Source organism: Vibrio sp. 1751, from assembly GCF_033339895.1.
In the GTDB taxonomy this organism is placed as follows: domain Bacteria; phylum Pseudomonadota; class Gammaproteobacteria; order Enterobacterales; family Vibrionaceae; genus Vibrio; species Vibrio alginolyticus.
The window spans coordinates 13472-26398 of sequence record NZ_JAWOVM010000062.1; the positions used below are offsets into that span (position 1 = coordinate 13472).

The 12927-nt window shown below is 45.6% G+C and carries 10 protein-coding genes and 4 tRNA genes; 1 reads left to right on the top strand and 13 read right to left on the bottom strand.

Annotation, left to right across the window (positions count from 1 at the left end; genetic code table 11):
• From R7041_RS16965 to pncC, 10 genes are all read right to left on the bottom strand, one after another.
• A tRNA-Arg gene (locus tag R7041_RS16965) sits at positions 1-73 on the bottom strand.
• Between the two features lie 85 nt (positions 74-158).
• Positions 159-250: transfer RNA gene (locus R7041_RS16970), tRNA-Ser, on the bottom strand.
• Positions 251-279: 29 nt separating this feature from the next.
• Positions 280-356: transfer RNA gene (locus tag R7041_RS16975), tRNA-Arg, on the bottom strand.
• Between the two features lie 31 nt (positions 357-387).
• Positions 388-479 (bottom strand) — tRNA-Ser (locus R7041_RS16980).
• A gap of 334 nt (positions 480-813) precedes the next feature.
• Entirely contained in the window at positions 814-1011 is a 198-nt protein-coding gene (csrA, locus tag R7041_RS16985; protein WP_004415691.1) for a carbon storage regulator CsrA, read from the bottom strand.
• Between the two features lie 92 nt (positions 1012-1103).
• Positions 1104-2291 carry an aspartate kinase gene (locus R7041_RS16990; protein WP_005383803.1) on the bottom strand — a complete coding sequence of 396 codons (1188 nt, stop codon included), beginning with the start codon at positions 2289-2291 and terminating at the stop codon, positions 1104-1106.
• 212 nt (positions 2292-2503) lie between these two features.
• The gene (gene alaS, locus R7041_RS16995) at positions 2504-5086 is read right to left on the bottom strand and encodes an alanine--tRNA ligase (protein ID WP_005383801.1); all 2583 of its coding nucleotides are present in this window, start codon (positions 5084-5086) and stop codon (positions 2504-2506) included.
• A 142-nt stretch (positions 5087-5228) separates the two neighbouring features.
• Positions 5229-5696 (bottom strand): recombination regulator RecX, encoded by a 468-nt coding sequence (recX, locus tag R7041_RS17000; RefSeq protein ID WP_005383799.1) that lies wholly within the window; start codon positions 5694-5696, stop codon positions 5229-5231.
• Between the two features lie 127 nt (positions 5697-5823).
• The gene (recA, locus tag R7041_RS17005) at positions 5824-6867 is read right to left on the bottom strand and encodes a recombinase RecA (RefSeq protein WP_005380874.1); all 1044 of its coding nucleotides are present in this window, start codon (positions 6865-6867) and stop codon (positions 5824-5826) included.
• Positions 6868-7067: 200 nt separating this feature from the next.
• On the bottom strand, positions 7068-7550 hold the full coding sequence (gene pncC, locus R7041_RS17010) for a nicotinamide-nucleotide amidase (protein ID WP_017633544.1): 483 nt from the start codon (positions 7548-7550) through the stop codon (positions 7068-7070).
• An 84-nt stretch (positions 7551-7634) separates the two neighbouring features.
• Between pncC and mutS the strand changes: the two genes are divergently transcribed.
• Positions 7635-10196 carry a DNA mismatch repair protein MutS gene (gene mutS / locus R7041_RS17015; protein ID WP_005380877.1) on the top strand — a complete coding sequence of 854 codons (2562 nt, stop codon included), beginning with the start codon at positions 7635-7637 and terminating at the stop codon, positions 10194-10196.
• Between the two features lie 82 nt (positions 10197-10278).
• Here mutS and rpoS read toward each other — a convergent pair whose 3' ends face one another.
• The 3 genes from rpoS to R7041_RS17030 form a co-directional block, all read right to left on the bottom strand.
• Positions 10279-11265 carry an RNA polymerase sigma factor RpoS gene (rpoS, locus tag R7041_RS17020; protein ID WP_064368766.1) on the bottom strand — a complete coding sequence of 329 codons (987 nt, stop codon included), beginning with the start codon at positions 11263-11265 and terminating at the stop codon, positions 10279-10281.
• Positions 11266-11345: 80 nt separating this feature from the next.
• Entirely contained in the window at positions 11346-12269 is a 924-nt protein-coding gene (locus tag R7041_RS17025) for a peptidoglycan DD-metalloendopeptidase family protein (RefSeq protein ID WP_017633546.1), read from the bottom strand.
• A gap of 13 nt (positions 12270-12282) precedes the next feature.
• Entirely contained in the window at positions 12283-12909 is a 627-nt protein-coding gene (locus R7041_RS17030) for a protein-L-isoaspartate(D-aspartate) O-methyltransferase (protein ID WP_005380892.1), read from the bottom strand.
• Between the last annotated feature and the right edge of the window lie 18 nt (positions 12910-12927).

The window sequence follows — 12927 nt, forward strand, 5'->3', positions numbered from 1 at the left end:
GCGTCCTGGAGGATTCGAACCTCCGACCGCCTGGTTCGTAGCCAGGTACTCTATCCAGCTGAGCTAAGGACGCGCAGATCTTCTTGCTAAGAAGTTGTGAAGTAAATCACATTCATTTCTTACGAAACAAAAAAAAGGCCATCGGGCCAGTCAATGAATGGCGGTGAAGGAGGGATTCGAACCCTCGATACGGGATAAACCGTATACTCCCTTAGCAGGGGAGCGCCTTCAGCCTCTCGGCCACCTCACCGTTTTCATTGTTATATCTCAAAAGAGATATGGCGCGTCCTGGAGGATTCGAACCTCCGACCGCCTGGTTCGTAGCCAGGTACTCTATCCAGCTGAGCTAAGGACGCACTTTTTGTTGATAAATCAACGTTGCAAGAATGGCGGTGAAGGAGGGATTCGAACCCTCGATACGGGATAAACCGTATACTCCCTTAGCAGGGGAGCGCCTTCAGCCTCTCGGCCACCTCACCGTCTTGCGGAGGCACATATTACGTTTTACCGAAAATATGTCAAACACTTTCTTTGAAAAAATCTACGAAACTGGCTTAACCGTTGCTGATTTAATCAAAGTGACTATTAAACGAACTTTATCACTCTATTATGATGAAAAAAAGAGAGTCTTCTCTGAAAAAAAGACATTTATTTTCAAATAACTTTCTGAAGTTCGAATCAACATTATTGATGAATTCACAGCCATACTCAACACAATAGTTTCTGCAAATTTTCAAAAACAGTAAAAACTAAAAAGGCCAACCCTTCGGTTAGCCTTTTTCATTCAAACTAAGCTCTGTAAACAGGAGCGACTTAGTAGTTACCTGAAGCAACGTTGCCATTGCCTTTTTCAGCTTGAATGCGCATGTAGATTTCTTCACGGTGAACTGAAACCTCTTTCGGAGCGTTAACGCCGATACGCACTTGGTTACCTTTAACACCTAGTACAGTTACAGTCACTTCATCACCAATCATCAGTGTTTCGCCTACGCGGCGAGTCAAAATTAGCATTCTTTGCTCCTTGAGTAATCTCTAAATTTTCTTGCTACAAAGCTATTATCCAACAAAAGTTATATTTTCGTAAACTACCTTGTTAGCGAAAATCAGCCTAAAAAGGCATGTTTTTGTTGAATGTTTAATGCTTCACTAGACGTAATGTAAGCATCATGCAGAATGTTTGCTGCTGTATCCACACATTCGGGTGCTAAAACTAGCATCATAGTGAGTGCATTCGTTGCGCTGAAATTGATCTCAATATCTCGCTTTGCCAACAAATCGCATGCGTGCTCTACCATTCCATTGGCCTCAAGCCCCACAGCGGTCAACAGGCTTACCACTTCACTATTACGGATTTTGTCGCTGAACACCAGATCGAACTTGGCACATGCATCTTGTTTTATCATGATGCCTGCCCGTTCTGTTTCCTCGATCACATTCCAAATGTCGATACCCAACATCTGACATTGTTTTGTAGCACTAGATAAATGTTCTTTATCGACTTCGATTATGGCAAGGTCACGTTGAATGGCTATACCAGAGACGGCTTGATTGCCTAACTCCCCCTTTACCAGACTGCCTTCATTAACATCAAATGTCGAAAGCACGCGCAGTGGCACATTATTCTTCCATGCAAATTGCACTGAAGGTAAATGTAATACTTTCGCGCCTCGGCTTGCCATCGCTTCCATGGAAGGAAAATCGATAACCGCCAATTTTCGCGCGTTTTTCACTACACGTGGGTCACAAGTATAAATACCATCAACGTCGGTAAAGATTTGACACTCATCAGCGCGCAATGCGCCTGCCAGTGCCACAGCGCTCGTATCTGAGCCACCTCGACCTAATGTGGTGATATCCCCGTTCTCATTCACACCTTGAAAGCCTGCAACAATCACGATTTGGTCTTGCTCAAGCAATCCCAGAATTGTCTTAGTATCAATGTGTTTAATCGTTGCGTCATTGTGTTGATTATCCGTCACAATATTCGCCTGTGCTCCGGTAAGCGAGCGTGCAGCATGACCCAATTTATTGAGTGTCATTGCTAACAGTGCCATTGACACTTGCTCACCAGCAGAGAGCAAAACATCAAGTTCTCGAGCTGTAGGCACGCTATCTATCTGTTTAGCGAGGTCCATCAGTCTGTTTGTTTCGCCTGACATTGCAGACACGACAACAACAACTTGATTGCCATCATTTTTCGCCTTAATGATGTGTTCAGCAACTTGGTGGATTCTTTCAATTGAACCCACGGAGGTTCCGCCAAACTTTTGCACGATAAGGGGCTTTTTCACCAGTCTTCACCTTCCCAAGACCGAAGTCTCTTTAGAACTGCTTACATCGTCAGTATTTCCTTTTAGAAAAATTATATAAGCAGTAGTTACAACAAAAACCAAATAGCCTAAATGACTCGGTTAACTTTTGGTCAATTAAACCACTTGGCTGCTAAAAAAAATTACGCTCAATCAAAGAAACTTGATTGAGCGTAATTTTAGTAGTTAAAAGCTTATAAGCGCTCTTCTAACCAAGGCTGAACTGTTTTAATTGCCTCTGGTAGTGCGGCTACATCAGTACCACCAGCTTGAGCCATGTCAGGACGACCACCGCCCTTACCACCGACTTGCTCAGCAATCATCTTAACTAGATCACCAGCTTTTACTTTACCAGTTAGATCTTTAGTCACACCAGCAATCAGGCCAACCTTGTCACCTGTTACGTTGGCAAGCAGTACGACACCAGACCCCATTTGGTTCTTGATGTCATCAACCATAGTACGTAGGTTCTTGCTGTCAGCACCTTCAAGAGCTGCGACTAGAACTTTTGTACCATTGACTTCAACCGCTTTGCCCATGATGTTAGCGCTTTCTGCTGCCGCCATCTTATCTTTTAGCTTCTGCACTTCTTTCTCTAGCGCTTTTGCTTTCTGTGCAGATTCTGCCAGTTTCTCTTCATACTTCGCGTTTTGAGCTTCAATCGCGTCTAATGCAGCCTCGCCTGTTACCGCCTCAATACGTCGAATACCTGCAGCAATGCCGCTTTCTGAAGTGATTTTGAATAGGCCAATATCACCTGTGCTTGATGCGTGAATACCACCGCAAAGCTCTGTCGAGAAGTCACCCATAGACAGTACGCGTACTTCGTCATCGTACTTCTCGCCGAATAGAGCCATTGCGCCTTTCTTCTTAGCTGACTCAATGTCCATCACGTTGGTTTCAATCGTGTGGTTGCGACGAATTTGCGCGTTAACTAGACGCTCAACTTCTTTCAGTTCTGCTGCAGTTACGGCTTCTAGATGCGAGAAGTCGAAACGTAGGTTGTCTGCCTTCACCAATGAGCCTTTCTGCGTTACGTGCTCACCTAAAACTTGGCGTAGTGCTGCGTGTAGCAAGTGCGTTGCTGAGTGGTTTAGAGAGATAGCTGCGCGACGCTCTGCGTCAACGATAGTTGCTACTTCATCACCTTTCGCTAGAACGCCTTCTGCCATTACACCGTGGTGCGCGATTGCGTTACCTAGTTTTTGAGTGTCCTCAACGTGGAATACACCAGACTCAGTACGGATTTCACCAGCGTCACCACACTGACCGCCTGACTCTGCGTAGAATGGCGTTTCACCAAGTACGATGATTGCTTTGTCGCCCGCAGATAGTGAATCTACTTCGTTGCCTTCAACGAACATCGCAGCTACAGAGCTAGAGCCTTTAGTAGCTGTGTAACCACAGAATTCTGTTTGCGTATCAACTTTGATTGCTGCGTTGTAGTCAGTACCAAAGTTACCCGCTTCACGCGCACGTTGACGCTGCTCTTCCATCGCTTTCTCGAAACCTTCTTCGTCGATTGCGAATTCACGCTCACGTGCTACGTCGTTAGTTAAGTCAGCTGGGAAGCCGTAAGTATCGTAAAGTTTAAATACGGTTTCGCCGTCCAGTACTTTACCGTCTAGGTTATCTAGTGCTTCGTTTAGAATAGCCATACCGCGCTCAAGTGTACGACCAAAGTTTTCTTCTTCGATACGCAGTACTTTTTCAACCACAGCTTGTTGACGCTTCAGCTCTTCACCAGCCGTACCCATGATGTCAGCTAGAACGCCAACCAACTTGTGGAAGAATGCACCTTGTGCGCCCAGCTTGTTACCGTGACGAACTGCACGACGGATGATACGGCGTAATACGTAACCACGACCTTCGTTTGAAGGCATAACGCCATCCACGATCAGGAATGAACATGAACGGATGTGGTCAGCGATAACGCGTAGTGATTGGTTTGATAGGTCTTCGTAACCGATCACTTCTGCTGCTGCTTTGATAAGAGCTTGGAACACATCGATTTCGTAGTTTGAGTGAACGCCCTGCATGATTGCAGAGATACGCTCGATACCCATACCAGTATCTACCGATGGTTTTGGTAGCGGTTCCATAGTGCCGTCTGCGTGACGGTTGAACTGCATGAATACGTTGTTCCAGATCTCGATGAAACGGTCACCATCTTCTTCAGGCGTGCCAGGACGGCCACCCCAGATGTGCTCACCGTGATCGTAGAAGATTTCAGTACATGGACCACAAGGGCCAGTGTCGCCCATTTGCCAGAAGTTATCAGACTCATACGGCTTGCCGCCTTCTTTATCACCAATGCGAACAATACGATCAGCGGGCACGCCAACTTTCTTGTTCCAGATGTCAAACGCTTCGTCATCGGTTTCGTAAACAGTTACCAATAAACGATCCGCTGGCAGTTTAAGAACTTCGGTTAGGAATTCCCAAGCAAAGGAGATCGCATCTTCTTTGAAGTAATCGCCAAAGCTGAAGTTGCCTAACATTTCAAAGAATGTGTGGTGACGAGCAGTGAAGCCAACATTTTCTAGGTCGTTATGTTTACCACCTGCACGTACGCAACGCTGAGCCGTAGTCGCTCGAGTGTAGGCTCGTTTTTCTAAGCCTAAGAAACAATCTTTAAATTGGTTCATACCTGCGTTTGTGAACAGCAGGGTTGGGTCGTTATGTGGAACTAACGATGAACTTTCTACGATTTGGTGTCCTTTGCTCTCAAAGAACTTGAGGAACGCGTTACGAACCTCATCAGTGCTCATGTACATGCAGCTCTTCCTGAAAATAGTCGAGTTAGAATTTTGCCGTATTGTAGATCATGCAAACAGCTGAGACTAGTTTTCTTGAGGAAAAGAGGGAGTAGGAGAAAAAATTTGAAGCAAAACAAAAATCAGTGCGGACGACTGACCGTTAATCTTCGTCCTCAAAGTTCAGCGCGTAGCTGATTTGGTCAAAACTGTAGCCACGATATTGCAGAAATCGCACCTGTTTAGCGTACTCTTTCTGGTCTTTGGCTTTAATACCTTTGAATTTCTTTTCTGCCGCCTGTTTAGCCAGTTCAAACCAATCTTGCGGCTCTTCAGCCATAGCTTGCTCAATCACCGATTCCGCAACACGCTTCTGGTTTAACTCTTGACGAATTCGACGCTCTCCATGTCCTTTGTATACATGCTGTCTAATTTGACTCTTCGCGTAACGTAAATCATCTAGATAATTATGGTCTAGGCAAAAATTAATTGCGATGTCGATGTCTGATTCTTCATAGCCCTTCATCGATAATTTTTGGTAAAGCTCATACTGACCATGATCGCGACGGCTAAGCAATTGGATAGCTGCCTCTTTGCTCGATAATGTTGGCGCCTGGCGTTTTTGGTACATGATGATCCTAAAAGTATTTTTGCTGTACAGGCTCTCAATGGCCTTTGTGATAATTCGATTTTTGATTTCAATAGATACAACAAAGCCCCGCATTGCAGGGCTTTGTCATTTATTAATCTATGAGAGATTAAAACTCTTCAGCTTGCTCTGGCGCTTCACCAGCTTCAGGCGCTTCCGCAAGTGCTGGCGCTAGCAACATTTCACGCAGTTTTGTATCGATAGTTTTAGCCACTTCAGGGTGCTCACGCAGGTAGTTACACGCATTCGCTTTACCTTGACCAATCTTATCGCCATTGTAGCTATACCAAGCACCGGCTTTTTCAACTAACTTGTGCTTCACACCTAGATCGACAAGTTCACCTTCGCGGTTAAAGCCTTGGCCGTACATGATTTGTGTGTTTGCTTCTTTAAATGGTGCTGCAATCTTATTCTTAACAACTTTGATGCGCGTTTCGTTACCTACGACTTCGTCACCTTCTTTGATTGCGCCAGTACGACGGATATCTAGACGAACAGAAGCGTAGAACTTAAGTGCGTTACCACCTGTTGTTGTTTCTGGGTTACCAAACATCACACCAATCTTCATACGGATTTGGTTGATGAAGATACACATACAGTTAGACTGCTTTAGGTTACCCGTTAGCTTACGCATTGCTTGAGAAAGCATACGTGCTTGCAGACCCATGTGGCTATCGCCCATTTCGCCTTCGATTTCTGCTTTCGGTGTTAGCGCTGCAACAGAGTCGACAACCATAACATCGATAGCACCAGAACGTGCAAGTGCGTCACAGATCTCTAGCGCTTGCTCACCTGTGTCTGGCTGAGAAACTAGCAATGCATCGATATCTACGCCAAGTTTCTTCGCGTATACAGGATCTAGAGCGTGCTCTGCATCGATAAACGCACACGTTTTGCCTTCACGTTGCGCAGCAGCAATAAGCTCAAGCGTTAATGTTGTTTTACCTGAAGATTCTGGGCCGTAGATTTCTACGATACGACCCATTGGTAGACCACCAGCACCCAAAGCGATATCAAGAGAAAGAGAACCCGTTGAGATGGTTTCTACGTCCATTGCGCGGTTATCACCAAGGCGCATGATAGAGCCTTTACCGAATTGCTTTTCAATTTGACCTAGCGCAGCGGCGAGCGCTTTCTGTTTGTTCTCGTCCATTACTTTCTCCGATTTATTCATCTTCTTTGGGCGACGAATAGTAATTCATTTTTCTTAAGCAGAAGAACTGCTCAGCAATGAAAGTTATTATACTGTTGATTCATACAGTGTCCATACCTGTATGAAAAAAATTTGGCTGACCTAAAGTCGTGATTTGCTCTAGCCCTTATCAATGCTGGGCTAAAACAATTTAAGAAATTCTAGAGTAGATGTTGATACAATTGAGTCAGCGCATGCTCGACCGCTTTTTTGCGAACTTCTGCACGGTCACCAGTAAAATGCATGGTTTCGACTTGCTGCCAACTTTGGTTATCAGCAAAAGCAAAGCAGACCATGCCGACTGGTTTCTCTTCACTGCCACCACCCGGCCCTGCAATACCACTGATGGACACACCGATGGTCGCATTGGAGTTTTTAATTGCACCCTGTACCATTTCAATCACAACTGGCTCACTCACTGCACCATGCGCTTCTAACGTTGAAGCTTGCACACCAAGCATCTCCATTTTCGCTTCATTACTGTAGGTGACAAACGCACGGTCAAGCCACGCTGAACTACCAGCAATGTCAGTAATGGCGGTTGCAACACCACCACCTGTGCATGATTCTGCGGTCGTTAAAAGATGCCCGTGTTTAGCCAATAATGCGCCTAAATCGGCACTCAATTTTGTTGTTTTTTCCATAGCCAAAATGCCCTTTGTCTCTTTTTACTTGATAGGGATTCACGTATCCTAAGCCGCTACGGAAATAAACAAAAGAACTTACCTGTGAAAGCTGAACAAAAACACACTCCGATGATGCAGCAATACCTCAAGCTAAAAGCTGAGAACCCAGAGATTTTGCTGTTCTACCGCATGGGCGATTTCTACGAACTCTTTTACGATGATGCCAAGCGAGCTTCTCAGCTTCTTGATATTTCATTGACCAAACGTGGTGCGTCTGCAGGTGAACCTATCCCAATGGCGGGTGTGCCATTTCACGCCGTAGAGGGCTACCTGGCAAAACTTGTTCAGCTTGGTGAGTCTGTGGCGATCTGTGAACAGATTGGTGATCCGGCCACCAGCAAGGGCCCGGTAGAACGTAAAGTTGTGCGTATCGTGACACCAGGTACTGTGACGGATGAAGCGCTGCTTTCTGAGCGTGTCGATAACTTAATCGCAGCAATTTACCATCACAACGGTAAGTTCGGTTATGCGACGCTGGATGTCACCTCTGGTCGCTTCCAACTGACAGAACCAGAAACTGAAGAAGCGATGACAGCCGAGCTTCAACGCACTGCACCACGTGAGCTACTGTTCCCAGAAGATTTTGAACCTGTACATTTAATGGCGAGCCGCAATGGTAACCGTCGTCGCCCAGTCTGGGAGTTTGAGCTTGATACGGCTAAGCAACAACTCAATCAACAATTTGGCACAAAAGATCTGGTTGGTTTTGGTGTAGAACATGCGTCCTTAGGGCTGTGTGCTGCTGGTTGTTTGATCCAGTACGTAAAAGATACTCAACGTACGGCTTTACCTCATATTCGCTCTTTAACGTTTGATCATCAGGATCAATCCGTCATCCTTGATGCTGCTACCCGACGTAATCTGGAAATTACTCAAAATCTAGCAGGCGGAACCGATAACACGCTCGCTGCAGTACTCGACCATTGTGCAACTCCGATGGGCAGCCGAATGCTGAAGCGTTGGTTGCATCAGCCTATGCGTTGCATTGAAACGTTAAACAATCGCCTTGATGCGATTGGTGAGATTAAAGAACAAGCTCTGTTTGCCGATCTTCAACCAACGTTAAAGCAAATTGGTGATATTGAACGTATCTTAGCGCGCCTTGCATTACGCTCTGCTCGCCCTCGCGATATGGCTAGACTTCGCAATGCCATGCAACAGCTACCAGAGCTAGAATCTGTCACCGCTTCTTTGACCCATCCGTACCTAACGAAATTGGCGAAGTATGCAGCTCCGATTGACGAAGTATGTGACCTGTTAGAACGCGCGATTAAAGAAAATCCGCCGGTTGTTATTCGTGATGGTGGCGTCATCGCTGAAGGCTACAATGCGGAGCTCGATGAATGGCGAAAATTGGCAGACGGTGCAACAGAATATCTTGAGCAGCTTGAGCGAGATGAGCGTGAACGACACGGTATCGATACGCTTAAAGTAGGCTATAACAACGTTCATGGCTTCTTTATCCAAGTGAGCCGTGGCCAGAGCCATTTGGTTCCACCGCATTATGTACGTCGCCAAACACTCAAAAACGCTGAACGCTACATCATTCCAGAGCTTAAGGAACACGAAGACAAAGTACTTAACTCGAAATCTAAAGCGTTAGCACTTGAGAAACAGTTGTGGGAAGAACTGTTTGATCTATTGATGCCAAACCTTGAGAAGCTGCAAAACCTAGCTTCTGCTCTGTCTCAACTGGATGTATTACAAAACCTAGCAGAGCGTGCAGATTCGTTAGATTACTGCCGCCCAACGCTTGTGAAAGACGCAGGAATTCACATTCAAGCTGGTCGTCATCCAGTCGTAGAACAAGTAACAACAGAGCCGTTCATCGCGAACCCAATTGAGCTTAACCCAGCCCGTAAGATGTTGATCATCACCGGTCCAAACATGGGTGGTAAATCAACCTACATGCGTCAAACTGCGCTGATTGCATTGATGGCACATATCGGCTCTTATGTACCGGCAGAATCCGCACAGATTGGTTCTTTAGATCGTATATTTACTCGTATTGGTGCGTCAGATGATCTTGCATCTGGCCGCTCGACCTTCATGGTAGAAATGACCGAAACAGCCAATATTCTTCACAACGCAACTAAGAATAGTTTGGTGCTAATGGATGAAATCGGACGTGGTACTAGTACTTACGACGGTCTGTCTTTAGCTTGGGCAAGTGCGGAATGGCTCGCAACACAAATTGGTGCGATGACCCTATTTGCAACCCACTACTTCGAATTAACAGAGTTACCAAGCCAGCTGCCAAACTTAGCGAACGTTCACTTGGATGCCGTAGAACATGGAGACAGCATTGCCTTTATGCACGCAGTTCAAGAAGGTGCGGCAAGTAAGTCTTACGGCCTGGCTGTTGCGGGCTTAGCAGGCGTACCAAAAACGGTCATCAAAAATGCGCGTAACAAGCTATCTCAGCTAGAGCAACTGGGGCAAAACAGTGACACACCACGTCCAAGTGCAGTAGATGTGGCTAACCAGTTGAGCCTGATTCCAGAGCCTAGCGAGGTCGAACAAGCTCTGTCAGGTATTGATCCTGACGACTTAACGCCACGCCAAGCTCTTGAAGAGCTGTATCGCTTGAAGAAGATGCTGTAAGCAGACTCACACCAACGAGAAAAAAAGAAAAAAGGCTATGGGGAACCATAGCCTTTTGTGTATCTAGTGAAATACGGATTATTTAATCGTCTTCTACGTTAAACAAGTTTTCCATATTCAAACCTTGTTTGATTAGGACTTCACGAAGACGACGTAAACCTTCCACTTGTATTTGACGTACTCGCTCACGTGTCAGACCAATCTCTCGACCAACTTCTTCCAGCGTCGAAGGCTCGTAGCCTAGTAGGCCGAAGCGACGTGCAAGCACTTCTTTCTGTTTCGGATTCAACTCTTCTAACCAATGAATCAACGATGATTTGATGTCGTCATCTTGAGTCGAAACTTCTGGATCAGAGTTATTTGCATCAGGAATAATATCCAGCAGCGCTTTCTCACCGTCACCACCGATTGGCGTGTCGACAGAGCTAATACGCTCATTAAGGCGTAACATTTTGCTTACGTCTTCGACTGGAATATCTAATTGAGCAGCAATTTCTTCTGCGGTCGGTTCGTGATCGAGCTTTTGAGAAAGTTCACGCGCAGTACGCAGATAAATGTTCAGCTCTTTCACTACGTGGATAGGTAGACGGATCGTGCGAGTTTGGTTCATCAACGCTCGCTCTATCGTTTGTCGGATCCACCACGTTGCGTAAGTAGAGAAACGGAAACCACGTTCTGGGTCGAATTTTTCGACCGCTCGGATCAAGCCGAGGTTACCTTCTTCAATCAGATCGAGTAGTGCTAGACCACGGTTACTGTATCGACGAGAAATCTTAACAACCAAACGTAGGTTACTTTCGATCATACGTTTGCGTGCCGCTTCGTCGCCACGTAGGGCGCGTCTTGCGTAAAGCACTTCTTCTTCGGCAGTAAGTAAAGGTGAGAAGCCAATTTCGCCCAAATACAACTGAGTTGCATCTAAGCTTTTACTGCTCGCGTCAAATTCTTCACGCGCAGTCGCTTTGCTTTCTGTGGGTGATGATCTTTCGAGTTCGTTATCAATGGTCTTCACTGACGCATTGTCAAATGCAAACTCTTCAACTTTGGTTACTGTGTTGCTGATACTCATAACGCCTCCCCCTGGCGAGTTAGCAAGACATGACAACTCAATATGTCGCTAAATGATGTCGCAAGTTGTTTTTCAAAGTTTTAAGGCAAATAGCGTTTTGGATTCACTGATTTACCTTGATAGCGAATTTCAAAGTGTAGTTTGACCGACTTTGCACCTGAACTACCCATGGTGGCGATTTTTTGTCCGCTTTTTACGCTTTGTCCTTCTGTGACCAGCAGTTTGTCATTATGTGCGTATGCGCTTAAATAATTGTCGTTATGCTTTACTATAATTAAGTTGCCATAACCTCGTAGCGCATTGCCTGAATAAACGACTGTGCCGGCTGCGGTTGAAACGATAGGTTGACCACGCTGTCCTGCGATGTCGATACCTTTATTTCCCTGTTCTCCCGCCGAAAAGTTCTTGATTACTCTCCCTTTTGTTGGCCACAACCACTTTGAGACTTTATCACTCTTTGCTGTGGTAGTTGGCGCTTTTTGCTTCACTTTTTGGTTATCTTTTGAACCAACATACTCCTTTGTTTTCGATTGTTCAACCTTCTTTGGAGGCTGTTTTTGTACGACTTTAGGCTTAGTCTCTGTAGGTTTTTGACTAGAGTTTTTACTCGAAGGTTTAGGTTTAGAGGCTGTTGATGTTTTCGTCACTGGAGCTGGGGGGGTCGTAACAACAGGAGCCACAACGGGTTCAACTTTTTGACCATATTTAGGGGCGACATATTTCGGAGCCCAAAGTTTTAGCCTCTGTCCTGGGTAGATAGTGTAAGGCTGAGTTAACTCATTGTAACGAACAAGATCATTTACATCTTTATCTGTGACATAAGCTATGAAGTAAAGTGTATCGCCTTTTTTTACCTCATAATAACTCCCTCTGTAACTCCCTCTTTCAAGGCTTGAATAGTCTTTTTTTAGGCTAGAGACAGGTGCAGGGGAATGCGCTGCACAACCAACTAGTCCTGCAGCAAACACAAAGCTAATACCAATATGACGTAGTAACTTATTCACCTATCCCTAACCCTTAAGCTAAATCACCCGCAACCAGAGGTACGAACCGAACCATTTCTACAACGGTAGAGAGATATTCGTCTCCCTTACGCTCTATTTTTAATAACTGTTGTTCCGTATCTCCAACAGGAATGACCATTTTGCCGCCATCTCTTAATTGTGAGAGAAGAGCTTGGGGAATCACTTCAGCGGCAGCGGTAACAATAATAGCATCGAAAGGACCTCGCGCTTCCCAGCCCTGCCACCCATCAGCATGCTTAGTTGAAACATTGTAGATATCCAATTGCTTCAGGCGACGCTTTGCTTCCCATTGCAACGATTTAATTCGCTCAACGGAGTATACATGATCAACAATTTGCGCCAGTACCGCGGTTTGATAACCCGATCCCGTTCCGATTTCCAGAACACGACTCGCCGGTTCTAGCTCAAGCAACTCGGTCATACGAGCAACGATATAAGGCTGAGAAATAGTTTGTCCCTGACCAATTGGTAACGCATTGTTATCATAGGCTTGGTGCATCATCGCTTGAGAAACAAAGCTTTCTCGTGGCAAGCGTTGGATAGCATCCAGAACTCTTTGGTCTTTGATGCCACTGGAGATAAGAAACGCTATCAACCTGTCAGCATGTGGGTTACTCATTACTTCTCTTCCTTTAAC

Coding starts and splice junctions, on each gene's coding strand:
- alaS (WP_005383801.1), bottom strand. CDS start 5,086: ATGTACATGAGCACTGATGAGGTTCGTAACGCGTTCCTCAAGTTCTTT.
- csrA (WP_004415691.1), bottom strand. CDS start 1,011: ATGCTAATTTTGACTCGCCGCGTAGGCGAAACACTGATGATTGGTGAT.
- recA (WP_005380874.1), bottom strand. CDS start 6,867: ATGGACGAGAACAAACAGAAAGCGCTCGCCGCTGCGCTAGGTCAAATT.
- pncC (WP_017633544.1), bottom strand. CDS start 7,550: ATGGAAAAAACAACAAAATTGAGTGCCGATTTAGGCGCATTATTGGCT.
- R7041_RS17030 (WP_005380892.1), bottom strand. CDS start 12,909: ATGAGTAACCCACATGCTGACAGGTTGATAGCGTTTCTTATCTCCAGT.
- rpoS (WP_064368766.1), bottom strand. CDS start 11,265: ATGAGTATCAGCAACACAGTAACCAAAGTTGAAGAGTTTGCATTTGAC.
- recX (WP_005383799.1), bottom strand. CDS start 5,696: ATGTACCAAAAACGCCAGGCGCCAACATTATCGAGCAAAGAGGCAGCT.